The sequence below is a fragment of the Dactylosporangium sp. NPDC051087 genome (assembly GCF_055586325.1).
This window is the reverse complement of record NZ_JBVJIJ010000016.1, coordinates 76,924-102,528: the sequence shown is the minus strand read 5'-3', so window position 1 is coordinate 102,528 and position 25,605 is coordinate 76,924. Positions and strand designations below refer to the sequence as shown.

General features: G+C 73.2%; 20 protein-coding genes and 1 pseudogene. 11 read left to right on the top strand and 10 right to left on the bottom strand.

What is annotated here, in order from left to right:
- Nucleotide 1: 1 nt before the first annotated feature.
- Nucleotides 2-1,021: an ROK family protein gene (locus ACZ6TV_RS29240; RefSeq protein ID WP_465300499.1), complete on the bottom strand. Its 1,020-nt coding sequence runs from the start codon at nt 1,019-1,021 to the stop codon at nt 2-4.
- 91 nt (nt 1,022-1,112) lie between these two features.
- Between ACZ6TV_RS29240 and ACZ6TV_RS29235 the strand changes: the two genes are divergently transcribed.
- From ACZ6TV_RS29235 to ACZ6TV_RS29215, 5 genes are read left to right on the top strand one after another with little or no spacing between them, the layout of a single operon-like run.
- Nucleotides 1,113-2,387: a hypothetical protein gene (locus ACZ6TV_RS29235; protein WP_465300498.1), complete on the top strand. Its 1,275-nt coding sequence runs from the start codon at nt 1,113-1,115 to the stop codon at nt 2,385-2,387.
- 42 nt (nt 2,388-2,429) lie between these two features.
- Complete coding sequence (locus tag ACZ6TV_RS29230) at nt 2,430-4,796, top strand: hypothetical protein (protein WP_465300497.1); 2,367 nt, start codon at nt 2,430-2,432, stop codon at nt 4,794-4,796.
- Complete coding sequence (locus ACZ6TV_RS29225) at nt 4,793-5,896, top strand: DegT/DnrJ/EryC1/StrS family aminotransferase (RefSeq protein WP_465300496.1); 1,104 nt, start codon at nt 4,793-4,795, stop codon at nt 5,894-5,896. Before ACZ6TV_RS29230 ends, ACZ6TV_RS29225 begins: the two co-directional genes overlap by 4 nt.
- Nucleotides 5,897-5,901: 5 nt before the next feature.
- Entirely contained in the window at nt 5,902-6,867 is a 966-nt protein-coding gene (locus ACZ6TV_RS29220; RefSeq protein ID WP_465300495.1) for a glycosyltransferase family 2 protein, read from the top strand.
- A complete protein-coding gene (locus ACZ6TV_RS29215; RefSeq protein WP_465300494.1) occupies nt 6,867-7,814 on the top strand; it encodes a WxcM-like domain-containing protein in 948 nt (315 codons plus the stop codon). The genes ACZ6TV_RS29220 and ACZ6TV_RS29215 overlap by 1 nt, the downstream gene beginning before the upstream one ends.
- On the opposite strand, the gene ACZ6TV_RS29210 is transcribed toward ACZ6TV_RS29215, so the two are convergent.
- Together ACZ6TV_RS29210 and ACZ6TV_RS29205 are read right to left on the bottom strand one after the other, a co-directional pair.
- Nucleotides 7,782-8,420, bottom strand: coding sequence for a response regulator transcription factor (locus ACZ6TV_RS29210; protein ID WP_465300493.1), 639 nt, complete (start codon nt 8,418-8,420; stop codon nt 7,782-7,784). The genes ACZ6TV_RS29215 and ACZ6TV_RS29210 overlap by 33 nt on opposite strands.
- Complete coding sequence (locus ACZ6TV_RS29205) at nt 8,384-10,201, bottom strand: sensor histidine kinase (RefSeq protein ID WP_465300492.1); 1,818 nt, start codon at nt 10,199-10,201, stop codon at nt 8,384-8,386. Before ACZ6TV_RS29205 ends, ACZ6TV_RS29210 begins: the two co-directional genes overlap by 37 nt.
- Before the next feature lie 133 nt (nt 10,202-10,334).
- Here ACZ6TV_RS29205 and ACZ6TV_RS29200 point away from each other — a divergent pair.
- From ACZ6TV_RS29200 to ACZ6TV_RS29185, 4 genes and pseudogenes are all read left to right on the top strand, one after another.
- Nucleotides 10,335-10,976: pseudogene (locus tag ACZ6TV_RS29200) on the top strand (ABC transporter ATP-binding protein); the annotation flags it as partial.
- A 68-nt stretch (nt 10,977-11,044) separates the two neighbouring features.
- The gene (locus tag ACZ6TV_RS29195) at nt 11,045-11,785 is read left to right on the top strand and encodes an ABC transporter permease (protein ID WP_465300491.1); all 741 of its coding nucleotides are present in this window, start codon (nt 11,045-11,047) and stop codon (nt 11,783-11,785) included.
- Between the two features lie 66 nt (nt 11,786-11,851).
- Nucleotides 11,852-12,955, top strand: a complete 1,104-nt coding sequence (alr, locus tag ACZ6TV_RS29190; RefSeq protein WP_465300490.1) for an alanine racemase — start codon at nt 11,852-11,854, stop codon at nt 12,953-12,955.
- Complete coding sequence (locus ACZ6TV_RS29185) at nt 12,948-14,009, top strand: D-alanine--D-alanine ligase family protein (protein ID WP_465300489.1); 1,062 nt, start codon at nt 12,948-12,950, stop codon at nt 14,007-14,009. Before alr ends, ACZ6TV_RS29185 begins: the two co-directional genes overlap by 8 nt.
- A gap of 17 nt (nt 14,010-14,026) precedes the next feature.
- Here the strand turns inward: ACZ6TV_RS29185 and ACZ6TV_RS29180 are convergent, their stop codons facing one another.
- Nucleotides 14,027-16,015: an FAD-dependent oxidoreductase gene (locus ACZ6TV_RS29180; RefSeq protein WP_465300488.1), complete on the bottom strand. Its 1,989-nt coding sequence runs from the start codon at nt 16,013-16,015 to the stop codon at nt 14,027-14,029.
- Between ACZ6TV_RS29180 and ACZ6TV_RS29175 the strand changes: the two genes are divergently transcribed.
- Nucleotides 15,935-16,918 carry a phosphoribosylaminoimidazolesuccinocarboxamide synthase gene (locus ACZ6TV_RS29175; protein ID WP_465300487.1) on the top strand — a complete coding sequence of 328 codons (984 nt, stop codon included), beginning with the start codon at nt 15,935-15,937 and terminating at the stop codon, nt 16,916-16,918. The two genes, ACZ6TV_RS29180 and ACZ6TV_RS29175, sit on opposite strands and share 81 nt — an antisense overlap.
- A gap of 768 nt (nt 16,919-17,686) precedes the next feature.
- Here ACZ6TV_RS29175 and ACZ6TV_RS29170 read toward each other — a convergent pair.
- A complete protein-coding gene (locus tag ACZ6TV_RS29170) occupies nt 17,687-18,601 on the bottom strand; it encodes a proteasome assembly chaperone family protein (RefSeq protein ID WP_465300486.1) in 915 nt (304 codons plus the stop codon).
- A 77-nt stretch (nt 18,602-18,678) separates the two neighbouring features.
- Nucleotides 18,679-19,293: a TetR/AcrR family transcriptional regulator gene (locus tag ACZ6TV_RS29165; RefSeq protein ID WP_465300485.1), complete on the bottom strand. Its 615-nt coding sequence runs from the start codon at nt 19,291-19,293 to the stop codon at nt 18,679-18,681.
- Between the two features lie 85 nt (nt 19,294-19,378).
- Between ACZ6TV_RS29165 and ACZ6TV_RS29160 the strand changes: the two genes are divergently transcribed.
- Complete coding sequence (locus ACZ6TV_RS29160) at nt 19,379-20,311, top strand: SDR family oxidoreductase (protein ID WP_465300484.1); 933 nt, start codon at nt 19,379-19,381, stop codon at nt 20,309-20,311.
- Between the two features lie 7 nt (nt 20,312-20,318).
- Here the strand turns inward: ACZ6TV_RS29160 and ACZ6TV_RS29155 are convergent, their stop codons facing one another.
- The 4 genes from ACZ6TV_RS29155 to ACZ6TV_RS29140 all read right to left on the bottom strand — a co-directional run bounded on the left by ACZ6TV_RS29155 (nt 20,319) and on the right by ACZ6TV_RS29140 (nt 24,099).
- Nucleotides 20,319-20,978, bottom strand: a complete 660-nt coding sequence (locus ACZ6TV_RS29155; RefSeq protein WP_465300483.1) for a response regulator — start codon at nt 20,976-20,978, stop codon at nt 20,319-20,321.
- Nucleotides 20,966-22,138, bottom strand: a complete 1,173-nt coding sequence (locus ACZ6TV_RS29150) for a sensor histidine kinase (protein WP_465300482.1) — start codon at nt 22,136-22,138, stop codon at nt 20,966-20,968. Before ACZ6TV_RS29150 ends, ACZ6TV_RS29155 begins: the two co-directional genes overlap by 13 nt.
- The gene (locus ACZ6TV_RS29145) at nt 22,135-22,815 is read right to left on the bottom strand and encodes a YqeB family protein (protein WP_465300481.1); all 681 of its coding nucleotides are present in this window, start codon (nt 22,813-22,815) and stop codon (nt 22,135-22,137) included. Before ACZ6TV_RS29145 ends, ACZ6TV_RS29150 begins: the two co-directional genes overlap by 4 nt.
- A 99-nt stretch (nt 22,816-22,914) precedes the next feature.
- Nucleotides 22,915-24,099 (bottom strand): vWA domain-containing protein, encoded by a 1,185-nt coding sequence (locus tag ACZ6TV_RS29140; RefSeq protein WP_465300480.1) that lies wholly within the window; start codon nt 24,097-24,099, stop codon nt 22,915-22,917.
- Nucleotides 24,100-25,605 lie beyond the last annotated feature (1,506 nt).

Here is a 25,605-nt window from a genome sequence, read left to right as displayed (position 1 = left end):
CCTACAGGCTGGCCGCCGCCGCGATCGCCGCGCCTCTGGCGCCGGCCATGTCGCGGTCGGGGACCAGGGCGAACGTGGCGACCGCCGCCTGCTCCTCGCGCAGCAGCGTGTACTCGCGCACCTTCGCCAGGAACCACTCCCGGAAGTGCGGGGCGGCCTCGACGACACCGCCGCCGACGAAGTAGCAGTCGGGGTCGGTGAAGTTCGCGGCGATCGTGAACAGCCGGCCCAGGCCCATCGCCTGCTGGTCGAAGATGCGCAGCGCCAGCTCGTCGCCCTGCTCGGCGAAGGACCGGACCTGCTTCGCGGCGGCCCGGACCGTGTCGGCGTGGTGCAGCGGGTGGTCCGGGAAGCGGGTCAGCCAGTACGGCAGCAGGTTGCGCACGATCCCGGTCAGCGAGCTGACGCTCTCCACGTCGCCGAGGAACCCGCACCCGCACGACGGCAGCGGCTGCCCCTCCTCGAGGAGGCCGTGCATCGGGATGTGGACGTGGCCGAGCTCCCCGGCCATGCCGGCGGCACCCTTGATCACGTTGCCCTGCTCGATGACACCGCCGCCGAGGCCGGTGCCGACGATCGCGGACACCGAGGACCGCGCGTTCGCGTCGGCGCCGAAGTGCACGTGGTGCGCGTAGAGCGCGGCGGCGTTGCCGTCGTTGTTGTAGACGACGGGCAGCCCGAGCCGCTCCTGGAGGGCGCCCCGGAAGTCGAAGCCCCACCAGGCCTGCTGGGAGAAGTTCGTCGAACCTTTCGAGGAGATGACCCCGTCGGCGGTGGCCGGTCCCGGCGTGTCCAGGCCGACGGCGACGACCCGCTCCCGCTCGATCTTGGTCACGGCGAGGATGTTGTCGAACGCCCCCGCGAGGGCCTCGACGGCGATCGCCGGCCCCTCCAGGACCCGGCTCGGCACCTCGACCAGGCCGTCGACGAGGAACGCCCCGTCGTGGGAGAGCACCGTCGCGTTGTTGGCGGTGCCGCCGTTGTCCAGGCCGACGACGACCCAGTCCTCCACGTTCCCCATCGGTCCTGCTCCTCACCGAAGTTCAAACATGAGCGGCGAACACGGTACCGCACCGCGTTCCCCGGCGGGCCGTCCGATCGTTAGGAACCTCATGGTGGTGCGGGACCTGCAGCGGCACCGCACCACCAGGTGGGCGGTGCCCCTCACGGCGGCGGCGACCCTGGCGCAGAGGCCGGCCGACGGGTTCGTCTACGACGCGGCCCGCTACTTCAACGGCTCCCTCGCCCTGTTCACGGACGCGGACCTGGTCCGGGAGGGCGACCTCGACTTCCGGGGCGTGCTGACCAGCCTCGTCTACGCGCCCGCGGCCCTGGCCGAGCAGCTGGCCGGCGGCGCCGGGCGGTACACCGTCCTCGTGCTCAACGCGCTGCTGGTCGCGGTCATCGGGGGTTTCCTGCTGCCCAGGATCGCGGGACGGCCCGGCGCCGTGTGGGTGTGCGCGCCGCTGACCTGGCTCGTCGCGGCCCGGTTCGCGCCGTACCCGCTGATGGACCTCCCGGCCGTCGCCGCCTTCCTGACCGCGGTCTGGCTCGCCCTGCGGGAACGCAGCCGGTGGTCCCTCGGCGTCGCGGGCGTCGCCGCGGCGGTCACGTTCAACCTGCGCCCCGCCTACCTGCTGCCGCTCGCCGCCCTCACCGGGATCGTCGTGGTGACCCACCGGCGGCAGGCGGCCTGGTCCGCGGCGGGGCTCGTCGCGGGGTCGCTGCCGCAGGTGCTGTTCAACGCGGTGCGCGGGTTCTCGCCGGGCCCGACCCCGCCGGGCACCGCGGGCCTCGCCGGGTTCCAGGCCGGGTACGCGTCCTACGTCGTGCGCTACGACACGATCGAGCCGGCGACCGGCGCGCCGCAGCAGTTCTACTGCGACCCGTCGATGGCGGCGGCCGTCGAGGCGCACCCCGTCGACTCGACCGGCGGCCTGGTCGCCGCCCTCCTGGGGAACCTGCCCGGCTCGGCGCTGTTCCTCGTCGAGAAGGTCGCCGCCGCCCTGGCCTGGTCCTGGTCGACGCCGTACAGCGCCGCGGGGTACACGGAACGCTACGAGCTCGCCGCCCCGATCGTCCTGATCGTCGTCGCCGGGGTCGCCGCCGCCTGCCGCACGCCCGGCGTCCGGGCCGTGGCGGTCCTGGCCGCGGCCGTCTGCGGGTCGCTGATGACGTCGGCGACGGAGACCCGCTTCGCGCTGCCGCTGGTCCTGCTCGCCGTCGCCGGCTGCGGCGCGGTCACCGCCGCCGCCCCGCACCGTCTCCGCCTCGCCGCTGTCGTGCTCCTCACCTCGGCGGCCGTGTTCTGCGTGGCCGCCCAGGGCGTCGCCCACCCGCTGGAGCCCGGCCCGGCGACCGCCGCCAGGTGTGCCGCGAACGGGTGATCAGGCGCGACCCACCCGGCTCCGGCGCCGTTGGGCGGTGCAGTGAGCACGACACTGGACGCGACACGTGAACCCGCCGCGGGTCCGGGCGAGCCACCGGTGACCGCCGGCCGCCGCCGGCTCCGCGGCGCGCCGCCGCCGTCCGCGCTGCCGTTCGCCGTCGGGCTCGCCGGGATCGCGTGCACGCTGCGGTTCTACGGCGTGCCCCTGCCCACGACGCTCGCGTTCGCCGGCTGGCTCACCGCCGGGGTCGTGCTGCCGGGCCTGCTGCTGTGGCGGGTGCTGCTGCGCCGGTCCGGCTGGCTCGTCGCCGACGTCGCCGCCGGTGCCGCCCTCGGCTACGTCGTCGAGGTCCTCGCCTACGTCGCCGCCCGCACCGCCGGGCAGCCGCTGCTGGTGCTCGCCTGGCCCGCCGGCATGATCGGCGCGTCGCTGGCCGTACCGCGGCTGCGAAGGGCCTGGAAGGGGACCGGGGAACGCACCCCGGCGCTGTGGGCGTGGTCGATGCTGCTCGTCGTCGCCGTGCTCGTCCTGCGCAGCGTCCGCATGTTCCGCTCGCACGGGCTGGGCTGGCCGGTCACCGGCGCGACCGACGCCGACACCCCGTTCCACCTGGCGCTCGTCGCCGAGGCGAAGCAGCACATGCCGATGCAGGCGCCCTGGGTGTCCGGCGAACCCCTCGTCTACCACTGGTTCGTCTACCCGGAGATGGCCGCGACCAGCTGGGTCACCGGCATCGACCCGCTGACCCTGCTCGTGCGGCTCACCCCGCTGCCGATGCTCGCCGGCACCCTGCTGCTCGTCGCGGTCCTCGCCCGGCGGCTCACCGGCCGCTGGTGGACCGGGCCCGTCGCGGCCGTCGTGACCCTGCTCGTCCTCGCCCCCGACCCGTACGGCTGGCCGCACTACGACGGCTGGTTCGGCTTCGGCGCGTACGAGGACGGGTCCATGTACCGGATGGTCGCCTGGACCAGCCCGACCCAGACGTTCGGCGCGTTCCTGTTCGCCGCCGTCGTCCTGGTCCTGCTCGACCTGTTCGACGGGCGGGGTCCCCACCCCCCGCTCATGGTGCCGCTCATGGTGCCGCTCGCGGTGCTGCTCGTGGGGCTCGCCGGCGCGAAGTCGCCCTACCTGCCGCTGCTCACCGGCGCCCTGGTCCTCGTCGTGGTGGTCCGGCTGGTCACCCGGCGCGGGCTGCACCGTCCGGCGCTGCTCGCCGCCGCCCTGACCGCCGCGTGCACCGTCGTCGCGCAGCTCGTCCTGTACGACGGCGGCGCCAACCAGGGTCTCGTCGTGCGGCCCCTCGCCACCATGAACGGGTTCGTCACCGTCGCCGCCACCTGGACCGGCTACACCGGCCCCGGTACCCCCGCCGGCCACGCCCGGCTCGCCGCCCTGGTCACCGTCCTGTGCTGGCTGTTCATCTGGGCCGGGGTCCTCGTCCTCGGCCGCCGCGCCCTCGACGCCCCGGTCCTGCTGCTGCTCGCCGTCGGCGCCGGCGGCGTCGCCGGGGTCCTGCTGTTCGGCCACCCCGGCGGGTCCCAGTCCTACCTGATCGTGTCCGCCCGGCCGTACCTGGCGCTCGCCTCCGTGGTGGGGCTGGCCGCGGTCGCGGGCACGATGACGTGGGCGAAGGGCGGGATCCTCGCCCTCGCCGCGACGGCCGGCAGCGCCGCGGTGCTCCTGATGCGCCGCTACGACACGGTCCAGCCCACCGGTGAGCGGCTCGGGTGGGAGCTGGCCCGGCCGTACGTCATCCTCGCCGGTCTCGCCGTCGCGGTCGCCGCCGCCGCGCTCGTGCGCCGCGACGGGCGGATCGCCGCCGTGGCGGTCGCCCTGTGCGCCGGGTTCGGGCTGCCGTCCGCCTACGACCAGACAGCCGTCGTCGTCACCGACACCGCCGTCGGCGGCTGGCGCGCCGTCCCCGTCAGCGACCAGGTCGCCCTCGACGGGCGGACCAGCGCCATCGACCACGACACCTGGACCGCCGGCCGCTGGCTGCGCGCCCACGCCGGCCCCGGCGACCTGCTCGCCACCAACGCGCACTGCTTCGGTGTCCGCCCGCCGGGCGGGATGTGCGACAACCGCCGGTTCGCGCTCGCCGCCGCCAGCGGCCGCCGGGTCCTCGTCGAGGGCTGGGGCTTCACCAACACCACGTACGAGCGGGCCGCCGCCGACGGGGTGCCGCCGTGGTTCGCCGACTTCTGGGACCCCGGCCGGCTCGCCGCCAACGACGCCGCGTTCACCAATCCCGGCCCCGGCACGGTCGGCGTGCTCCGCGACCGGTACCACGTCCGCTGGCTCGTCGCCGACGCGACCGCAGGACCGGTCGGCGACCTGCGTGCCGCCGGCGGCACCGCCGAACCCCGGTTCACCGCCGGGCAGATCACCGTCTATGAGGTGCGATGAACGATCTTCTGGCGTTGCACGCCGACCTGACCGACGACCTCACCGCGGCCGTGCGCCGGGTCGTCGGCAGCGGCTGGTACGTCCTCGGCCGGGAGGTCGCCGCGTTCGAGGAGGCGTTCGCCGCCTACTGCGGGACCGGGCACGCCGTCGGCGTCGGCAACGGCACCGACGCGATCGAGCTCGCCCTCGCCGGAGTCGGGGTCGGCCCCGGCGACCGGGTCGCCCTCGCCGCGAACGCCGGCGGCTACGGCACCACCGCCGTCCTCGCCCTCGGCGCCGAACCCGTCCACGTCGACGTCGACGTCGACACCGCCACCCTCGACCCGGCGCTGCTGGACCGGGAGCGCTTCGACGCGGTCCTCGTCACGCACCTGTACGGGCGGCTCGCCGACATGCCCGCGCTCCGCGCGGTCGCGGACCGGCACGGCGCCGCCGTCGTCGAGGACTGCGCCCAGGCGCACGGCGCGTCAGGCGACGGCCCCTCCGGTGTCCGCAGGGCCGGGGCGTGGGGCGACGCGGCCGCGTTCAGCTTCTACCCGACGAAGAACCTCGGCGCGCTCGGCGACGCCGGCGCCGTCGTCACCGGCTCCGCCGAGGTCGCGGCCCGGGTGCGGCGGCTGCGGCAGTACGGCTGGGACCGCAAGTACCACCAGGTCACCGGCCAGGCCCGCAACAGCCGCCTGGACGAGCTGCAGGCGGCGCTGCTGTCGGTGAAGCTGCCGCACCTCGACGGGTGGAACGCCGCCCGGGTCGCCGTCGCCGCCCGCTACCGCGACGCGATCCGGCACCCGAAGGTGACGCTGCCCGACGTCGAGGCGCCCGGCCACGTCGGCCACCTGTACGTGCTGCGCTGCACCGACCGGGACGCGCTGTCGGCGCACCTGCGCGCCCGCGGCGTGCCCCACGACGTGCACTACCCGCTGCCCGACCACCGGCAGCTGGTGCACGGCGGCAGGTTCGCCGGCCGCCGCCTGCCGGTCACCGAACGGCTCTGCGCCGAGGTGCTGAGCCTGCCGTGCCACCCCGCGCTCGACCCCAGGCTCGACCCGGCCCGGGTGGACGACATCGCCGCCGCCGTCACGGCGTTCGGAAAGGGCTGAGCGTCTTGTACTCCCTGATCGTCCCCGTGTACCGCAACGAGGACACCATCCATGACCTCCTCGCCGCCGTCGGTGACCTGCACGACCAGCTCGACGGCCGGCTCGAGGCGGTGTTCGTCGTCGACGGCAGCCCCGACCGGTCCGCGGAGCTGCTGCAGGCGCTGCTGCCCGCCCGGCACTTCCCGGCGCGGCTGGTGCTGCTGTCGCGCAACTTCGGGTCGTTCGCCGCGATCCGGGTCGGGCTGCAGCACGCGACCGGCGACTACTTCGCCGTCATGGCCGCCGACCTGCAGGAGCCGCCGGAGCTCGCGCTGGAGTTCTTCCGGACCCTCGCCGCCGACGAGCACGACGTCGTCGTCGGCACCCGCGAGGGCCGCGCCGACCCCCTCGGCCAGCGGGTCGCGGCCAGACTGTTCTGGGGCGTGTACCGGCGGGTCGTCGTGCGGGACATGCCCAGCGGCGGCGTCGACATGTTCGGCTGCAACCGGGCGTTCCGCGACTGCCTCCTCGCCTGCGAGGAGGCGAACACGTCGCTGGTCGCGCTGCTGTTCTGGCTCGGGTTCCGGCGCAAACAGGTCGCCTACACCCGGCGCCCCCGCGCCGCCGGCGGCTCCGGCTGGACGCTGCGCAAGAAGGTCACGTACCTGATGGACAGCGTCTTCGCGTTCACCGACCTGCCGGTGCGGCTGCTGATGACGTCCGGGATCGTCGGGCTGCTCGTGTCGCTGACCCTCGGCGCGGTCGTCCTGTCCGCCCGCCTCGCCGGCCTGTTCGACGTGCCCGGCTACGCCGCGACGGTCCTCGTCGTGCTGTTCTTCGGCGGCATGAACGCCCTCGGCCTCGGCGTCGTCGGCTCCTACGCGTGGCGCGGCTACGAGAACACGAAACGCCGCCCCCTCGCCGTCGCCGCGCGCGAGCTGCACTACGCGGGCCGGCGCACCACCACGCTCCTGCGGGGAGGCCGGCGCTGATGTCGTTCTACACCCATCCCAACGCCCTGTGCGAGAGCACCGCCGTCGGCGCGGGCACCCGGATCTGGGCGTTCGCCCATGTACTGCCGGGCGCGCGCATCGGCGCGGACTGCAACGTCTGCGACGGGGTGTTCGTCGAGAACGACGTCGTCGTCGGCGACCGGGTCACCGTCAAGTGCGGCGTGCAGCTGTGGGACGGCGTGACCCTGGAGGACGACGTGTTCGTCGGGCCCAACGTCACGTTCACCAACGACCGGATGCCGCGCAGCCGCCGGTACCCGGAGGCGTTCGCCCGCACGACGGTCGCGGCCGGCGCGTCGATCGGCGCGAACGCCACGATCCTGCCCGGGGTGACGATCGGCCGGCACGCGATGGTCGGCGCCGGCGCGGTCGTCACCCGGTCCGTGCCGCCGTACGCAATCGTCGTGGGCAACCCCGCCCGGCTGACCGGATACGTCGACGCGGCGCCGGTGCCGTCGCAGGCCCAGCCGCACGAGACCCGGCTGGGCGAGCGGGTGAACGCCACGTCGGTGCGCGGGGTGACCGTGCACCGGCTCGACTACGTGCGGGACCTGCGCGGCGACCTGTCGGTGGGGGAGTTCGAGCGGGACATCCCGTTCCCCGTGCGGCGGTACTTCATCGTCTTCGACGTGCCCAACGAGAAGGTCCGCGGCCAGCACGCGCACCGCGAGTGCCACCAGTTCCTGATCTGCGTGCGCGGGCGGTGCAGCGTCGTCGCCGACGACGGGGTGTCCCGCCAGGAGTTCCTCCTCGACAGTCCCGCGACCGGCCTGTACCTGCCGCCGATGACGTGGGCGACGCAGTACCGCTACTCGCCGGACGCGGCGCTGCTGGTCTTCGCGTCGCACTACTACGACAACGCCGACTACATCCGCGACCACGCGTCGTTCGTGTCAGAGGCCCTGCAGGTGAGCCAGGACCGCTAGGACCCGGCGGTTGTCGTCGTCGGAGACGGGCAGGTCGAGCTTGCCGAAGATGCTCGCGATGTGTTTGCCGACGGCGCTGTCGGACAGGAACAGCTGCTTGCCGATCGCGGCGTTGGAGCGGCCCTCCGCCATCAGCGTCAGCACCTCCCGCTCCCGCGGCGTGAGCGTGCCCGTCGCGGCCGGCTTCGCCACCAGCTTCGCGATGACGGTCGGGTCCATGACGGTCCCACCGGCCGCCACCGCGCGGACCGCGTCGACGAACTGGTCGGCGTTGAACACCCGGTCCTTCAGCAGGTAACCGACGGCGCCGGTGCCGTCGGCGAGGAGCTCCCGGGCGTACAGCTGCTCGACGTGCTGCGACAGCACGAGGACCGGCAGGCCCGGCACCTCCCGGCGGGCGGCCAGCGCGGCCTGCAGGCCCTCGTCGGTGAAGCTCGGCGGGAGCCGCACGTCGACGACGGCGACGTCGGGGCGGTGCTCCAGCAGCGCGGCGAGCAGGGTGGGGCCGGTGTCGACGGCGGCGACGACCTCGAAGCCGTGGCTGCGCAGCAGCAGCACCATGCCGTCCCTCAGGAGGTAGAGGTCTTCGGCGAGGACAACACGCACGGCAGCTCCAGCGTCGCGACGGTCGGCCCGCCCGGCGGGCTGCTCAGGGTCAGGGTCCCGTCGAAGGTACCCAACCGCCGTTCGATGCCGCGCAGGCCGGTGCCCCGCGACGGGTCCGCGCCGCCGGTGCCGTCGTCGGCGACCGTGCACCGCAGCAGCCCTCCGGCGTGCTCCAGGTCGACGGTGACCGTCGCGGCGCCGCCGTGCCGGGTCGCGTTCGCGATCAGCTCGCTGACCGCGAAGTAGGCGGCCGACTCCACCGGCGCCGGCGGCCGCCCGGCGAGCGTCCCGGTGACGGCGACGTCCGCGGCCGTGTCGAGGGCGAGGGCGCGGACCGCGTCGGCGAGCCCACGCTCGGACAGCACCGGCGGGTGGATGCCGCGGACCAGGTCCCGCAGCTCCGTCAGCGCCGCCGCCGCGGTCTCCTTCGTCTGCTTGACGAGCAGCTTCGCGGCGGCCGGGTCGGTGTCCATGAGCCGCTCGATCGCGCCCAGCGTGAGCCCGACCGCGATCAGCCTGGCCTGCGCGCCGTCGTGCAGGTCCCGCTCGATGCGGCGGACCTCGGCGGCCTGCGCGTCGACGGCGTCGGCGCGGCTGCGGGTCAGCTGCTCCACCCGCAGCCGCAGCGCCGCCTCCCTCGTCGGGCGCAGCAGCAGCGCCGTCCACCGGGCGTGCACGCCGACGAGCTGCTCCGCGACCGCGAGCCCCGCGGCGACGAGCGCGACACCGAGGACCAGCCCGGCGGTCCGGTTGCCGTCGGCGGCGCCGTACCAGGCGGAGAACTCCGCGTCGAACAGCGTCGTCCACAGCCACGGCAGGGCGAGACCGAACGCGCCGTAGACGGCGGCGGCGACCGGCGCGCCGAGCAGCGCGACCGTGACGACCGGGTCGACGGCCAGCCACACCAGGTCCCGCCACGACGCGACGTCGTGCCACGTCCACAGCCAGCGGGCGTTGAACGACGCCATCGCCTCGGACTTGTACAGGTTGTTCTGCACCTGCAGCATCCCGTCGGGGCGCCGCTTCGGCAGCAGCTCCGGCGTGTACGGCCGGTCGATGCGCACCCCGCTCCAGCTCGCGAAGTGCCGGCGGAGGTTGGCCAGCCAGCGGTAGTGCGACACGGCGACCGGGATGAGGAAGATGAGACCGATGCCGAAGCCGAGGGTGAAGCAGGCGAGGGTGAACGCGAACAGCACCACCTCCAGGGCGGCGCAGCAGACCAGCAGCCCGGCCCGCGCCCAGGCGAGCAGGACCCGCTGGGTGCACTTCTCGCGCTGCGCGCGGCGGGCGGCGCGGGCCGGGTCCATCGGGGTGAGCAGCCACGCCGACCACGACGCGACGGCGCGGACCGTCACCGGGGCCGCGACGACGCCCAGCGGCACGACGGCGAGGACCAGGAGCGGGAACCACAGCTGCCACGTCATGTCCCGCTTCGTCGCCGGGTCCTTCATCACCCAGTCGAGGCGGTGGAAGAACCTGGGGAAGAACGGCCTCTTGTACAGGGTGGCGTCGTGCCGGTACATGCCGTCCTCGTCCGGCTGCGGGTCCGCCGGCGGCGGCAGGTAGGGCGCCGGCACCGGGCGGCCCGTCCAGTCCTCGAACATCGCCCGCCAGCGGTTGGTGAGGCGGCGCCCGTACAGCACCGGCGGCGGGATCAGGAACACCAGGCCGAGCAGCACGCCGGGCAGCAGCAGCACCAGCGACAGCAGCAGCTGCGCGAACACGACGACCGCGACGCCCAGCAGGACGCCGCTGCGGTACACACCCCTCAACCAGGTCATGCTTCTCAGTCTCTTGATCCGGCCGGGCCCGCACATCGGCCCTGACCGCCGTCCATGGGGTGCACTTAACCCCACCCCGGTCCGGCGTCCAGCCTCATTCTGCCCGCTCCCCGGATCTCGCAGGATCGATGGCATGACAGTCATCGACGTCCACCAGTTGCAGAAGCGCTACGGCGACCGGCAGGCGGTCAGCGACGTGACCTTCTCCGTCGAGCGCGGCGAGATCTTCGGCGTCATCGGCCGCAACGGCGCCGGCAAGACCACCACCGTGGAGATCATCGAGGGGTTGCGGACCGCCGACGGCGGCACCGTGCGGGTCCTCGGCCTCGACCCCGGCGACCCGGCGCTGCGCGAGCGGCTCGGCGTGCAGCTGCAGGAGTCGCAGCTGCCCGACCGGATCCGGGTCGGCGAGGCCCTGGAGCTGTTCGCCTCCTTCTACCGCGAGCCGGCCTCCGTTTCCGCCGTGCTCGCCTCGCTCGGCCTCGCGGAGCACGCCCGGCAGCAGTACAAGCAGCTGTCCGGCGGGCAGAAGCAGCGGGTGTCGATCGCGCTGTCGCTGATCGGCAACCCTGAGGTCGCGGTCCTCGACGAGCTCACCACCGGCCTCGACCCGCACGCCCGCCGCGAGACGTGGAAGCTCATCGAGGGCATCCGCGACCGCGGCGTCACCGTGCTGCTCGTCACCCACTTCATGGACGAGGCCTCGCGCCTGTGCGACCGGATCGCGGTCATCCACGCCGGCCGCACGGTCGCCGTCGACACCCCCGTCGCGCTGCGGGGCGGCGCCGACTCGCTCGAATCCGCCTTCGTCGCCCTCACGTCGTCCGCTCCGGAGGTCTGATCATGCGTACCCTGACCCGCCTCACGATCGTCGAGACCCGGCTCATGCTCCGGGAGGTGGCGCCGCCGTTGTTCACCGTCCTGCTGCCGGTCGCGCTGCTGCTCGTCTTCGGCTGGGCACCCAGTGTCCGGCGGCCCGACCCCAACTTCGGCGGGCACCGCGGCATCGACACCTACATCCCGTCGATGTCGGTCATGGTGGCCATGGCGATGATCGCGTTCTTCATGCTGCCGACGGTGCTCACCTCGTACCGGGAGAAGGGCATCCTGCGCCGCTTCGCGACGACGCCCGTCAAACCGTCGGCGATGCTCGGCGCGCAGCTGCTCATGAACAGCGGCGTCGTGCTCGTCTCCACCCTGCTGACCCTGCTCGTCGGCGTGACACTGATGGACATGCGGCTGCCCGACCTCACGCTGGTCCTGCCCGTGCTCGTCCTCGGCGTCCTCGGGCTCTTCCCGGTCGGGCTGCTGATCGCGTCCGCCGCGAGCACGGCGAAGGCCGCGACCGGCTGGGCCCTCGCCCTGTGGTTCCCGTCGGCGTTCTTCGCCGGCCTGTACGTGCCGGTCGAGGTCATGCCGTCGGTGCTGCGCCGCATCGGCGACTTCACCCCGCTCGGCGCGTTCCGCCAGGCGGTCCAGGCCGCGTGGGTCGGCGACGTCCCGAGCCCGCTGCACCTGGCGGTCCTCGCCGGCACGTTCCTGATCGCCGGCGGACTGTCCGTCCGGCTGTACCGTGCCGGTTAACCGACACCGCTGTGACGCACGGTGACCACTATGATCGGCGGGACGAGGGGGTGGCAGGTGCAACCGATGGCAGAGGCGGTCGTCGATCTCGACGCCGTGGCGCACAACACGCGGCTCCTGGCCGGTCTGGCCGCCCCCCGCGCCGAGACCATGGCGGTCGTCAAGGCCGACGCGTTCGGTCACGGAGTGCTACCGGTCGCCCGCACCGTCCTCGCCGCCGGCGCCACCTGGCTCGGCGTCACCTCGATCACCGAGGCCCGGCAGCTGCGCGACGCGGGGATCACCGCGCCGGTCCTCGCCTGGCTGTATGGCACCGGCGACGACTTCGCGTGGGCCGTCCGGCACGACGTGGACCTGTCGGTGTCGACGCCGCAGCACCTGGAGGCGATGGCGCCCGGCGCGGCCGTCCACCTCAAGGTCGACACCGGCCTCACCCGCAACGGCGTCGCCTGGTCCGACTGGCCCTCCCTGGTCGCGCGGGCCGCCGACCTGGAGCGCGCCGGTGTGATCATGGTCCGCGGGATCTGGTCGCACCTCGCCTCCGCCGACGACCCGGGCAACCCGTCCGTGGCACTGCAGATCGAGCGCTTCGAGGACGCTCTCGCGATCGCTGCGAAGGCCGGCCTGGAGCCGCCGCTGCGGCACCTCGCCAACTCCGCCGGGATCGTCGACGTGCCCGCCAGCCACTACGACCTGGTCCGGGCCGGGCTCGCGGTCTACGGCGTCGAGCCGATCGAAGGGGTCGTCGCCGGGCTGCGGCGGGCGATGACGTTCAAGGCGCACGCCGTCAACGTCAAACGCGTCCCGCCCGGCACCGGCGTGTCCTACCTGCACCAGTACGTGACGGACCGCGACACGACGATGGTGCTGGTCCCCGCCGGATACGCCGACGGGGTGCCGCGGCAGCTGAGCAACCGGGGCGCGGTGGCCGTCGGCGACCGGCGGTGCCCGATCGCCGGGCGGGTCGCCATGGACCAGTTCGTCGTCGACGCCGGTGACCTCGACGTCGCCCTCGGTGACGAGATCGTGCTGTTCGGGCCGGGCGACGGTGCCGAGCCGACCGTGGAAGAGTGGGCGGCGTGGGCGGGCACCAACCCGCACGAGATCTTGACGGGCATCGGCGCCCGCGTTCCGCGAAGGTACACCGGTAAGGAGTCACCGCATGGCTGATCGTCGCACCCGCGTCGCCGTCGTCTTCGGAGGGCGCAGCGGCGAGCACGAGGTCTCGTGCAAGTCGGCGCTGAGCATCGTGCGGTTCCTCGACCGGACCCGCTACGAGGTGGTGCCGGTGCGGATCACGCCCAGCGGCACATGGGTCTTCGGCCGCGACGCCGACTCCCCGGAGGCCCTCGACCTCGAAGGGCTCCTGGCGCTGACCAAGGAGACCGACGTGCCGGCCCTGGCCAGCCTCGCCGAGGCGATCGGCGCCATGCGCGGCTGCGACGTCGTGTTCCCCGCCATCCACGGGCCCTACGGCGAGGACGGCACCATCCAGTCCGTGCTGGAGATGGTCCGCCTGCCGTACGTGGGCAGCGGCGTCTTCGCCAGCGCCGCCGGCATGGACAAGGAGTTCACCAAGCGGCTCCTCGTCGCCGACGGGCTGCCCGTCGCCGACGGCGTCGTCCTGCGCGGCGGCGTCGGCACGCTTTCGCTGGACGAACGCGAGCGGCTGGGCCTGCCCGTCTTCGTGAAACCGTCCCGGGCCGGGTCCAGCCTCGGCGTGTCCAAGGTCGACGACTGGGCCGCGCTGGACGAGGCCCTCGCGGAGGCGCGGGCCAGCGACGCCAAGGTCCTCGTCGAGGAGATGGTGCACGGGCGCGAGGTCGACCTCGGCGTCCTGGAGCACCCCGACGGCTCGCTGCAGGTCGGGCCGCCCCTGGAGATCAGCTTCCCGGACAAGCACGAGTTCTTCGACTACGAGGCCAAGTACCTCGACCCGACCACCATCTTCGACATCCCGGCGAAGCTGGAGCCGGCGATCATCGAGCAGCTGCAGGACCTCGCCGTGCGCACGTTCCGCTCCCTGGAGTGCCGGGGGCTGCTGCGGGTCGACTTCTTCCTGCGGTACGGCACCGAGCCGGTCATCAACGAGGTCAACACGTTCCCCGGGTTCACGGCCGTGTCGCAGTACCCGCAGATGTTCCGGGTGGCGGGCCTGGACTACCCGGCGCTGCTGGACGTGTTGCTGGCGACCGCCCTGGCCAGGCCCGCCATCGGGGCCTGACCGGGCGGCGCCCGTCCTTACGCTCTGACGAACCTGGCCGCGTCGGCGACCACGTAACCGTTCGTCTGCTCGGTGCGGATCAGCACCGAGCCGGCGCTGCCGGCCGTGAACTGGAACGTGCCGAGCGCCACCCACTGCCCGCCGGACGCGCGCTGGTCGACGCTGAACGTGCTCAGCCCGCCCGAGTGCACCACGTCGACCGGCACGTTGCTGGCCCGGTTCTCGTGCGCGGTCCAGCGCAGCTGCACCGTCCACGCGCCCGCGGCGGGCAGCGAGGGCGTGAACCGCAACCGGTTCACGCCCTTCGCCGTGTTGTTGTCGTGCTCGTAGTCGCTGCCGTAGTAGCCGCCGATCGACGTGCTCGACAGCCACGTCCCGGCCCGCGTCACCCCACCACCGCGGCTGTCGATAATAATTTCCGAATTGCCCGAAATGTCAATCCGCTGGCCCAGGTCGCGGAGCAACCCCTGCAGGGTCGTCACGCTGACCCGCTGCACGGGCGTGCCGCCGGTGATCGCCAGCCGCGCCGCCACCGCCGCCGACTGGCCCAGCACCATGAACACCGGCTCCATCCGGATCGAGCCGTACGCGATGTGGCTCGCCGACAGGCAGACCGGGACCAGCAGGTTCGCGCACTGCGCCTCGACCGGCACGATCGAGCGGTAGCTCACCTGGTACGGGCCGGGAACCCCGACCTGCACGTCGCCCTCGTTCTTCGCCACCCCGCCGACGACCAGCCGCTGGCAGTTGTGCGAGTCCATCGTGTAGCTGGCCAGGCCGACGGAGTCCGCGACGGTCGCCGAGCCCCGGCAGTTGTGCTCCGTCATCACGTAGGCGCTCACCATGCGGCGGGCCTCCCGCACGTACAGCATCGGCGGCCAGAAACCGGAGGCGGCGAACTCGTCCGGGGCGGGCCCCCAGCTCGCGGTGGCGGCGCGGACGGCCGCCGGGACCCTCGAGTCGTTGCTCAGGAACCACATGAGGCCCTGCTGGTAGGTTCGGTGCTCGGCGACGATCGTGTCCCGCTGCGCGTCGCTCGCCGTCGGATACGCGTAGTTCATGCCGATGTCGTCGGTGGAGAACGCGCCGTCGTTGTTCGAGTCGGTCTTGCCGCCGCCGACGTCGATCGTGTTGAAGAACGGGCCCGTGTAACCCGCCTCGATGTACCGCAGCAGCAACGCGTACCGGCCGGCGTCGTAGCCTGCCGGCATCGTCCACGGAAGGCGGTTCGCCGCCTTCGTCAGGCACATCCGGAAGTTGTACGCCTGGATCCTCCCGTCGGCGGTGCCGTTGGGCGCGAGGGTCGCGGCCTGGACGCCCGGCAGCAGACCGCTGCCCGGGCTCCCCGGCGTCACGTACGGGTCGACCGGCTTGGTGAACTGGTGCTTGTCGCGCAGCTGGACGCCGTTGATGCTCTCGCCGTACTGGGCGTTGTCCTCCCGGCCGATCGTCGTGGCGACCCCCGCCTTCGCCATCAGGTCACCCTCGTACGACGCATCGACGAACATCAGCCCCCGGTAGACGCCGCCGTCCGCGGTGGCCAGCTCGGTGATCCGGTTGCCGCTCCTGGTGACCGTCTGCAGCCTGCGGCCGGTGTGGACCGGCACCCCCGCCTCGGCCAGCATGTCGGCGAACACGGCGGCGGCGACGTGCGGCTCGAACTTGAAGCGCGCCGGCGACGTGGCGGTGACCGGGGTGCCGTTGTACTTGCCGTACACCCGCCGGTAGAACTCGTGCGACAGCCCGCCGATCGCCGCGGTGTTGCCGGTGTCGGTGGCGCCGAGGCCGGCGGTGGTCATCCCGCCGACGTGCGTGCCCGGCTCGACCACGACGGCGGTGCCGCCCGACCTGCGGAACTGGATCGCCGCCGCCAGCCCGCCGGGCGTGGCCCCGAAGACGACGAGATCGACGGTGGTGACGGCGGCGTGCGCCCGTGCGGGGCTCAGCAGGACGGCACCGGTGCCGAGGAGACCGGTGGCGATGACCTGGCGGCGGGTGTGCGGCATGGCGGCTCCCTGTCGTTACGGGGCCGCCGTACCCCTGAGATTGAAGGGAGTCTAAACGTTAGGGTGGCGGGCGTGAAGCTGTTGCATTCCGGCAAGGTCCGCGACGTGTATCTCGACGGCGACGACCTGATCCTGGTCGCCTCCGACCGCATCTCGGTCTACGACGTGGTCCTGCCGACCCCGATCCCCGACAAGGGCGCGGTCCTCACCCGCCTGTCCCTGTGGTGGTTCGAGCAGCTCGCCGACCTCGTGCCCAACCATGTGCTGTCCGCGATGGACGTGCCCGCCGAGTTCGCCGGCCGGGCCATCCGCTGCAAGCGCCTCGACATGGTGCAGGTGGAGTGCATCGCCCGCGGCTACCTGACCGGGCTCGGCCTCAAGGAGTACAACCGCAACGGCATCGTCAGCGGCATCACGCTCCCGCCGGGCCTCGTCGAGTCCTCCCCGCTCGACACCCCGATCTTCACCCCGACGACCAAGGCCGCCGTCGGCGAGCACGACGAGTTCGTCACGTTCGACGAGGTCGTCGAGCAGATCGGCAAGGAGCTCGCGGAGGAGCTGCGCGACCTGACGCTGCGCGTCTACGCCCGCGGCCGGGACGTCGCCGCCGCGCGCGGCATCATCGTCGCGGACACGAAGCTCGAGTTCGGCCTCACCCCCGACGGCACCATCGTCCTCGCCGACGAGGTCCTCACCCCGGACTCGTCGCGCTTCTGGCCCCTCGACGAGTGGGAGCCGGGCCGCGTCCAGCACTCCTTCGACAAGCAGTCGGTGCGGGACTGGTCCCGCAGCACCGGCTGGGACCAGACCGCCCCTGGCCCGGAGATCCCCGCCGACGTCGTGGACCGCACCCGCGCCCGCTACGTCGAGGTCTACGAACGCCTGACCGGCGAGACCTTCTGACCCCCGCCCGCCCGTGCCACGGCCCGCGCGTCCGCGCGGGCTGAGCCTTCGGGCGAGGCGACCACTCGTGGTGTGCGGGGGCGACGCGCCCGTTCGTGTGCCGCGCCAGTCCGCACAGTCCGCGTCCGCACAACGCCGCCCGAGCCTTCGGGCGAGGCGACCAACTCGTGGTGTGCAGGGGCAGCCGCCGCCGTTCGTGTGGCGCACCGTCCACGTCCGCGCAGCCGGCCCGCACGGCCTGAGCCCCCGGGCGATGCGACTGCTGTGGCGGGCCCGTCCGCTGTGCAGGGTCCGGCGCGCCCGTCCGCGTGGCGCGCCCGTCCGCGTGGCGCGCCCGTCCGCGTGGCGCGCCCGTCCGCGTGGCGCGCCCGTCCGCACAACGCCCGCCCGCGTGGCCCGCGTCCGCCTTGCCGCTACCGACCGCCGACCAGCTCGGCGCCGAACGGGACGAGCCGAACGGGACGAACGGGCTGCCTGAGCTCTGGGCGAGGCGTCCGCTCGTGTGCGCAGGGGCGACGCGACTGTTCGTGTGGCGCGCGTCCATACAGGTCCGCGTCCGCACAGCTGACCCGCACGGGCCGAGCCCTGAGCGAGTAGGCGCAGCGGCTGCTCGGGTGTGCTGGGCGCCGCTTTACCGCACTCTAGCATCGCCAGAGAAATTGATCTCCAGCGTCGTGACTGCGTGTAGTTCGGGCCGTCTCACCAGGGCGTGAGGCGCGGCATCGCCCTGTTCGCTGGGTGACGGACCCACCACTTGCGGGGGCCGGCCTACGGGTTTTCGTCGTTGCGGGTCTGTTCGGCGAGGAAGCGTTCCAGCTCGGCGCCGATCTCGTCGGCGGTCGGCAGTGGCGAGGGGGAGTCGGCGAGAAGGTTCGGGCCCTGGCGGCCGCGGGTGTACGCGTCATACTGCTCCTCCAGGGCGCGCACCAGCGAGGCCGCCTCGTCGGCCTGCGCGATCTGCACGTCGATCTCGGAGCGCACGGTCTCGGCGGCGGCGTGCAGCTCCTCGGTCGGCAGCTGCAGCCCGGTCGCCTCGGAGACGCAGGTGAGCAGTTTCTCCGCCGCCGACGGGAACTCCGCCTGCGCGACGTAGTGCGGCACGTGCACGGCGAAGCCGAACGCGTCGCGGTCCTGCTGGCCGATGCGGAACTCCAGGAGGTTGCCGACGCTGCCCGGCACCTGGACGCGCTGCAGCCACGGCTCGAACCCGGCGATCAGGTCACGGCTCGTGCCGTGCGCGGTGACGCCGGTCGGGCGGGTGTGGGGGACCGCCATGGGGATCGCGGTCAGGCCGACGGTCGCCCGCACGTCGAAGCGCTCGATCAGCTCGATGACCGCGGCGGTGAACCGCTCCCACTGCAGGTCCGGCTCCGGGCCGTCGAGCAGGAGGAACTCGGTGCCGGTCGCGTCGCGCAGGACGCGCAGCAGCAGGCGCGGCTGCTCGTAGTGCTCCCAGTGGTCCTCGACGAACAGCATCGCCGGGCGCCGGCTGCGGTAGTCGTAGAGCTGGTCGAGGTCGAACGTCGCGAGGGTGCGCGGCGACCCGACCGTCAGCAGGTGCTCACGGGCGAGGCGGCTCGCGTTGCCGGCGTCGACGAAGCCCGTCAGCGCATGCACGAGCACCGGCCGGTCGACGGCCGGCAGGTCCTCGGTGAGCGTGTAGAGCTCGCTGGGGTTGAGCACCGGAACGCAGCCTCCTCAAAAAGCATGTGCAACGAAGCAAAAGCATGTGCAACGAAGCAACCCAATGGTCCGCTCGATCATTCCATCCCGGCGGACCAGGGATTCGTGAGGATCGCGTAGACCAGCTCGTCGACGGCCGGGGCCAGGGACGTGAAGGACTCCCCGGCGCCCGTGTACGGGTCGGAGACCTGCAGCATCATCTCGTGCACCCCTCCCACCAGGGCGATCGCCAGCAGCGGTGACAGCTTCGGGATGGCCGGGTCCGCGGCGCGGGCCGCATCGACCACCTCTACCAGCGTATCGGCGAACCGGCGCTGCATCTGCTGGCGCAGCCGGTAGGCCTTCGGGCCGGCCGCCTGGATCTCCACCAGCAGGGTGCGGGTCACCGCCGGCATGCTCTCCAGCGCGTTGAGGTAGGCGGTCACCCCGTCGTTGACCATCGCCTTCCAGCCGTCGCCCCGCGTGGCGGCGCTGCGCACGACGGCGAGCAGGTAGCCGCAGCCCTGCTCGTACAGCGCCATGAGGCACGACTCCTTGTCGGTGAAGTGCTCGTAGAACGTGCGCTTCGACACTCTCGCGTGCATGACCACGTCGGCGATCGTGGTCGCCGCGTAGCCCTTGTCGGCGATCGCCGCCGCCAGGCCGCCGGTCAGCGCCTCGCGGACCTCCTCGGCGGTTCTCGTGCTCGTCATGCGCCTGCCTTGGCCTTTCGCCAGAATGTCGGTGGGTGTTAGTTTGCCTGGTACTGAACGGTACCGCCGACGGGAGGGGCACACGGTGCAGCACAGCTTGTCCGGCCAGGTGGTGCTCGTCACCGGGGCGGCGCGCGGGATCGGGGAGCACACCGCCCGCCTCGCCGCGGCCCGCGGCGCCAAGGTGGTCCTCGCCGGTCTCGAGCCAGACCGTCTCGCCGCCGTCGCCGCCGACCTCGACGCGCCCTGGTTCCTCTGCGACGTCACCGACCAGACCAGTCTCGCAGCCGCCGTGGAGGGCGCCGTCGCCGCCCACGGCCGGCTCGACGCGGTCGTCGCCAACGCGGGCGTCGCCAGCCGCGGGACCGTCGCCAGCGGTGACGTCGAGGCTCTGGTACGGACCGTCGAGGTCAATCTCGTCGGCGTCATGCGGACGGCCGCGGCGGTCATGCCGCATCTCATCGCGTCGCGCGGCTATCTGCTCATCGTCGCGTCCGCCGCGTCGTTCGCCGCGCTGCCGGGCATGGCGCCGTACTGCGCCTCGAAGGCCGGCGTGGAGCACTTCGGCAACGCGCTGCGCCTGGAGGTCGCCCACCACGGGGTCCGGGTCGGCACCGCGCACCCGTCGTGGGTCGACACCGACCTCGTCCGCGACGCCCAGGACGACCTGCCCGCGTTCCGCGAGACCCTGAAGAGGCTGCCACCGCCGCTGGGCTCGACGACGTCGGTGCAGCGCTGCGCGGCGGCGTTCGTGGCGGGCATCGAGCACCGCCGCCGCAAGGTCTTCGTGCCGCGCAGTGTCGCCGTCGTGTACTGGCTGCGCACGTTCTTCAACAGCCGCCTCGTGGAGCTGGCCGTCGAACGGCAGGCGCGCACCAGCGTGCCGGCCATGGAGGAGCAGGTGCGCTCGCTGCGGCGCGGCTTCGGGGCCAACACGGCTCCCGGCCTGCCCGCGGCCCCGGTGCCCGCCGAGCCGCAGGCTCCGGGCTTCATCGCGGACCGGTACCACCGCCGCTGAGGCCGCCTCAGGCGGTCCTGCTCTCATGCACCATGATCGCGACCTGGACGCGGTTGGTGCAGCCGAGCTTGCCGAGGATCCGCGACACGTACGTCTTCACGGTGGCCACGCTCATCAGCAGCGCCGCGCTGATCTCGGCGTTGGACCGGCCCTCGGCGACGGCGTCGGCGACCTTCCGCTCGGCGGGCGTCAGGACCGCCAGGGTCTGCTCCGCTGCGGCGCGCCGGTCGGCGGTCTCGTCGCGGACCACGTGCTCGACGAGCCGCCGCACCACCGACGGCGACAGCATCTGCTCACCGGCCGCGACCCGCCGGACCGCGTCGAGGATGGCCAGCGGCGGGGTGTCCTTGAGCAGGAACCCGTGCGCGCCGAGCCGCAGCGCCCGCAGCACGTGCTCGTCGGTGTCGAACGTGGTCAGTACCACCACGGCCCCCGGCGTCCCCTCGGCCCGCAACGCCTCGAGGGCGGCGAGCCCGTCCATCCGCGGCATCCGGATGTCCATGAGCACCACGTCGGGCCGGCTCGCCCGGACGACCCGCACGGCCGCCGCGCCGTCGCCGGCCTCACCGACGAGCTCGAGGTCGGGGTCGCCGCCGAGGACCATCGCCAGCCCCGCCCTGACGAGGGCGTCGTCGTCGACGACCACGACCCGGATCACACCCGCCACGGCAACCACGCCTCCAGATGAAACCCGACCTGCTCCGGGTGCGTGGCGTGCTCCGTCCGCCGGGGGCCGTGCCGCAGCCGGCCGCCCGCCAGGGTGACGCGTTCGGCGAGGCCGACGAGCCCCGACCGGGACCCGGGCAGCGCCGGGCGCACCGGCTCGGCCGGCAGCGGGTTGCGCAGCCACACGTGCAGCTCGCCCTCGCTGGTCCGGTCCAGCCGGACGGCGACCTCCGCGCCCGGCGCGTGCTTGCGGGCGTTGGTCAGGCCCTCCTGCACCAGCCGGAACGCGGTCCGGTTCACCGCCGAGGGCAGCGTCTCCGGGCCGTCGTCGCCGTCGCCGGTGAGACGGTTGTCGAGCCGCACGGGGGTGCCGGCGCGGCGGACCTCCTCGATGAGCTCGTCGAGGTCGGCGAGGTCCTGCCGCGGCCGCAGCCCGTCGTCGTCGCTGCTGCGCAGGACCCCGAGGATCTCCCGCAGCTCCTCCATCGCCTGGTGGGCGCTGGCGCGGATGGTGCCGCCGGCCGCCGCGACCTGCTCCCGGGACAGGTCCCGGCGGATCTCCAGCGCCCCGGCGTGCAGGCTGATCAGGGAGATCCGGTGGGCGAGCACGTCGTGCATCTCCCGGGCGATCCGCTCCCGCTCCAGTCCGCGCAGCAGGTCGGCGCGCTGCTGCGCCTCGGCCTCGGCGCGCACCGCCCGCTCCCGCAGCGACGCGATCAGCTCCCGCCGGGCACGGACCGTCGAGCCCCACGCGAGGACGATCACCGTCAGCACGAGCGCCGCCGACGCGTTGCCGACGACCCGCAGGTCGGGGTCCGGGTACCGCACCATATAGGGGATCGGCACGACGAGGTGCGCGACGCCGACCGCGATCGCGACCCGGAACGGCCGGTGCACCGCCACCGTGAACACCGCGATGATCGTGGCCCCGCCGACGAAGTCGGTCAGCGCGGCCGGGATGAGCAGCAGCAGCGCCACCGGCACCGGCCACCGCCGCCGCCACCACAGCAGCACCAGCGCCGGCAGGGTCACCGCCGTCGACACCACCAGCCGCTCGTCGCTGAGCGTGCCGTTTTCCAGCCCGGCCGTCGCCGCGACCACCATCGTCAGCGCCGAGATGACGAACACCGACACGTCGACGGCGACATCACGCCCCTTCATGACCGCACCAGCGGACGCCAGTGCTGCGTCGTGCCGTCGTCGCGGACCGTGTACCCGAGCTTCTGCACCTCGTCGCGCAGCTCCCCGGCGTCGGTGGCGCTCTTGCTCCGCAACGCGACGGCCCGCGCGGCGAGGACCGCGTTGACGGCGCCGGGCAGGTCCGGCAGGTCCGGCACCCAGCGGCGGAACAGGTCCCGGAACGGGTCCTCCTTCTGCCACGGGTAGCCGTGCGCCCGGAACGCCTCCGCCACCGCCGGGTCACCGGCCCGCTCCAGCTTCTCCCGTACCACCTGGCGTGACTCCCGGTCGAGCACGACGAGCATCCGCCCGTCGACGAACACCGCGGAGACGTCCGCCTTCGGCACACTCCACGCGTTGTCCCCGAGCCGCAGCCGCACCTCGTCACCGGCCACGGTCACGGTCAGCGTCTCATGCACCGCGACGAACACCAGCACCAGGCCGAGCAACAGTCCCGCGCCCATCAACGCGACCCGCCCGAACCCTTCATCGAGCGCCGCCACGAGCCGCACCGGCCCGCCGAACGGCACCCACGGCAGCGTCAGCAGCCACCGCGCCAGCAGCGGCAACGCCCACCCGGCGGCCAGCCCCACCGCGGGGAACCCCACGCCGATCAGCCACCGGTCGCCGCGGGAGAGTCCCAGCTCGTGTTCTGCCATACGACTCACGGTAGGCAGCGGGACCGCACCCGGACAGTCTCCGAAAGTCGCCGGCCGCTGCTGCTTTTTCTTTTCGCCAGCCGTTGCTGCTGCTTTTCGTCAGCCGCTCGTGATGTGCACCGACTCGACCCACGACGGTGGCGGCGGGGGGTTCTGGCCGATCAGGCCCGCGATGAGGCGGCAGCCGACCGGCTCGTCCGGCCACGGCGTGCCGCCGTCGGTGAGCACGACCACGATCTGCGGCCGGTCCGGCGACCGCAGCGCCGCCGCGATCCCCACCCGCATGTCGGTGCCGCCGCCCCCGCCGAGCTCCACCTGCTCCGCCTTCACCACCCGCGTCACGGCATGCACGTCGGCGTCACACGCCACGACCGTCACCCGGTTGCCGCGGATGCCGACGGTACGCAGGACACCCGTCACCTCACCGAGCGCCGCGGCCAGATCGTCGGTGCCCATCGAGCCGGACGTGTCGACGACGACCGCGACCCTTGGCAGCGGCCGGCGCAGGCTCGGCAGGACCACCCCGCGCATCGCCCCGGTCCGCCGCCCCGGCCGCGCGTACGTGTAGTCGACGGCCCCGCTGGCCCACGCCACCGCCTGCCGCAACGCCCCGGTCAGCAGCCGCCGCCAGTCGACGACCGGCTCCGCGATCTCGTCCGCCCACCGCTGCCACCCGCCGGGCACCGTGCCCCGCGACCGCACGTGCGCCCGGATCGCGTCCGCCGTCTGCCGCCGGATCGCCACCGCCTCCACGTCCCTGACCCCGGGTCCCGCGGCGTCCCCGACCTCCCCCTTGACCGGGATGCCGTGCGCCCCCGACCCGCACTGCACCTGGTGCACGTGCGTGTGGGGCACTCCGGCGAGGTACTCCTCGAACAGCCGCCCCTCCGGCAACCCGAACGTCCCCGGCTCCACCCGCGACGCCGGCAACACCAGCTTGTCCGCGATCAGGTCATCGTTGATCTCACAGTCCTGCGCGAGATTGACCCTGAGATGATCCGCCCGGTCACCCGCCGGCAACCGCTCCGCCCGCCCGTGATGATCCCGCAACAGGTGCGCCACCTCATGGACCCACACCCCGGCCAGCTCCTCGACACTGTGCCCGTCGACGAACTCGGGCGCCACGTACAGCCGCCACCGCCGGTCGACCCCCATCGTCGCCAGATGCCGGCTGGGCACGACCGACAGCGCGTACAGCGCCGTCGCGAGGTACGGCCGCAGCATCGCCGCCTTGTACCGCGCCGCCAGCAGCTTCGTCCGGTCCAGCGCCTTCCCCGCCGGCACCACCTCCACCCCCGCCGCGCCCGTGCCTGCCGCGCCCGTGCCTGCCGCGCCCGCTGTGCCGACAACCGCCGTCCCAGTGCCCGCGATGTCCACGTCCGCGATGTCCACATCGGTGGTGTCCGCGTCGGTCGCGTCCGCGGTGTCTGCGTCGCTGGTGTCCGCGTCCGCCGTCCTGGGGTCCGCAGGAGCTGCCCGCGTCGGACTCGCAACCGGTGCCGGAGCGGGGATCGGCGCCTGCACGGACGACGACGTCTGCGACGGATCGGGAACCCGGCCGGTCAGCCCCGGCGAAGTGGTCCCGGTGCGCGGCGGCTGCACTGGCTCAGCCATCGGTGCTGGCGGCGTCGGCGATGGCACCTGATCATTATGCCAAACCGATCTCTATGCCCACGTAGCGAAAACGGTCACTCCAAGCACCGCGTCCACACGGACCGCGGCGGGTATCAGCACCGCACGATCGGCACCCCGCCGCCGCGATGCACCGTCGTCCACGGACGGCGCCGACCACTGCGGAGCGCCTACAGAAGGCGCAACCCACCGCGGAGCGCCGCGGCCGGCACACCATCGCAACGGTGACAGCGGGGGACGGCTGCACCGGCAGCCACCGGTCGGAGCCGTGCAGGAACGACACCGGTGACAGACAACGGCAGCGGCGATCCGGCGTTGGCGGCGGATGCGAGACAGCGGCAGAGACCGAACAGGGGCAGCGGCACGAACGCGGACAGCGGCAGAGGACAAGGCCGGCGGCAGCAGTGGAAACGGCAGTAGCGGCGGAAGGGCGGCAAAGACAGGAACGGAACGACGGCGGGAACACGGGTGGCGGCGGCAACCCGGACGGCGGCAGCGGCTGCTGCGGCGGCACTGGGGGACGGTGCGTGTGCAAGGAGCGGAGGCACCGTCGGGAACGGCGGCGGGAACGGTGAACAGAGCGGCAAGGGCCAGGACGGTGTCAGCGGCAGGACGGTGTCAGCGGCAGGGCATCAGCGGCAAGGACGATGGCAGCACCGGGAATCGGTGCTGGTGGCAGGGGAGGGAATGACTGCAAGACCGGGCGGCGTCCGCGGCCGGGACAGCGGCAGCTCTGGGACACGATGCCAGCGGCAGACGGCGGCATTGGCAGGGACGGCGACGAACGATGGGCACTGCGGCAGCGCAACTGACGGGGATGGCGACGGAGACGGAGACGGAGACGGCGCAAGTACCAGGAACGGCGAACCAGAGGTGCCGCGCGCCGGTCACCGCAGTGCGGGGAACGTGGCGCGGCGCACCTGACGGGAACAGCGCGAGCGACAGACGGAACAAGGAAAAGCGCAAGCGAAAGACGGAACAAGGAAAGCGCAAGCGAAAGACGGAACTGGAAAGCACGAGTGACAGACGGACCAGGGACAGGGCAAGCGGCACGGACGTCGAACGCGGACACGGCCGCGCAAACGGCAGAGTTGGCCGCGAACAACGGAGACGGAGACGGCTCAAGTGGCGAAGGCGGGGCCCGGACCTGCGCCGGGG

Bases quoted from the DNA above. Each gene is read 5' to 3' on its own strand.
- ACZ6TV_RS29240 (WP_465300499.1), bottom strand. From the start codon at position 1,021: ATGGGGAACGTGGAGGACTGGGTCGTCGTCGGCCTGGACAACGGCGGC.
- ACZ6TV_RS29235 (WP_465300498.1), top strand. From the start codon at position 1,113: ATGGTGGTGCGGGACCTGCAGCGGCACCGCACCACCAGGTGGGCGGTG.
- ACZ6TV_RS29225 (WP_465300496.1), top strand. From the start codon at position 4,793: ATGAACGATCTTCTGGCGTTGCACGCCGACCTGACCGACGACCTCACC.
- ACZ6TV_RS29215 (WP_465300494.1), top strand. From the start codon at position 6,867: ATGTCGTTCTACACCCATCCCAACGCCCTGTGCGAGAGCACCGCCGTC.
- ACZ6TV_RS29205 (WP_465300492.1), bottom strand. From the start codon at position 10,201: ATGACCTGGTTGAGGGGTGTGTACCGCAGCGGCGTCCTGCTGGGCGTC.
- ACZ6TV_RS29195 (WP_465300491.1), top strand. From the start codon at position 11,045: ATGCGTACCCTGACCCGCCTCACGATCGTCGAGACCCGGCTCATGCTC.
- alr (WP_465300490.1), top strand. From the start codon at position 11,852: ATGGCAGAGGCGGTCGTCGATCTCGACGCCGTGGCGCACAACACGCGG.
- ACZ6TV_RS29185 (WP_465300489.1), top strand. From the start codon at position 12,948: ATGGCTGATCGTCGCACCCGCGTCGCCGTCGTCTTCGGAGGGCGCAGC.
- ACZ6TV_RS29180 (WP_465300488.1), bottom strand. From the start codon at position 16,015: ATGCCGCACACCCGCCGCCAGGTCATCGCCACCGGTCTCCTCGGCACC.
- ACZ6TV_RS29165 (WP_465300485.1), bottom strand. From the start codon at position 19,293: ATGACGAGCACGAGAACCGCCGAGGAGGTCCGCGAGGCGCTGACCGGC.
- ACZ6TV_RS29150 (WP_465300482.1), bottom strand. From the start codon at position 22,138: ATGAAGGGGCGTGATGTCGCCGTCGACGTGTCGGTGTTCGTCATCTCG.
- ACZ6TV_RS29145 (WP_465300481.1), bottom strand. From the start codon at position 22,815: ATGGCAGAACACGAGCTGGGACTCTCCCGCGGCGACCGGTGGCTGATC.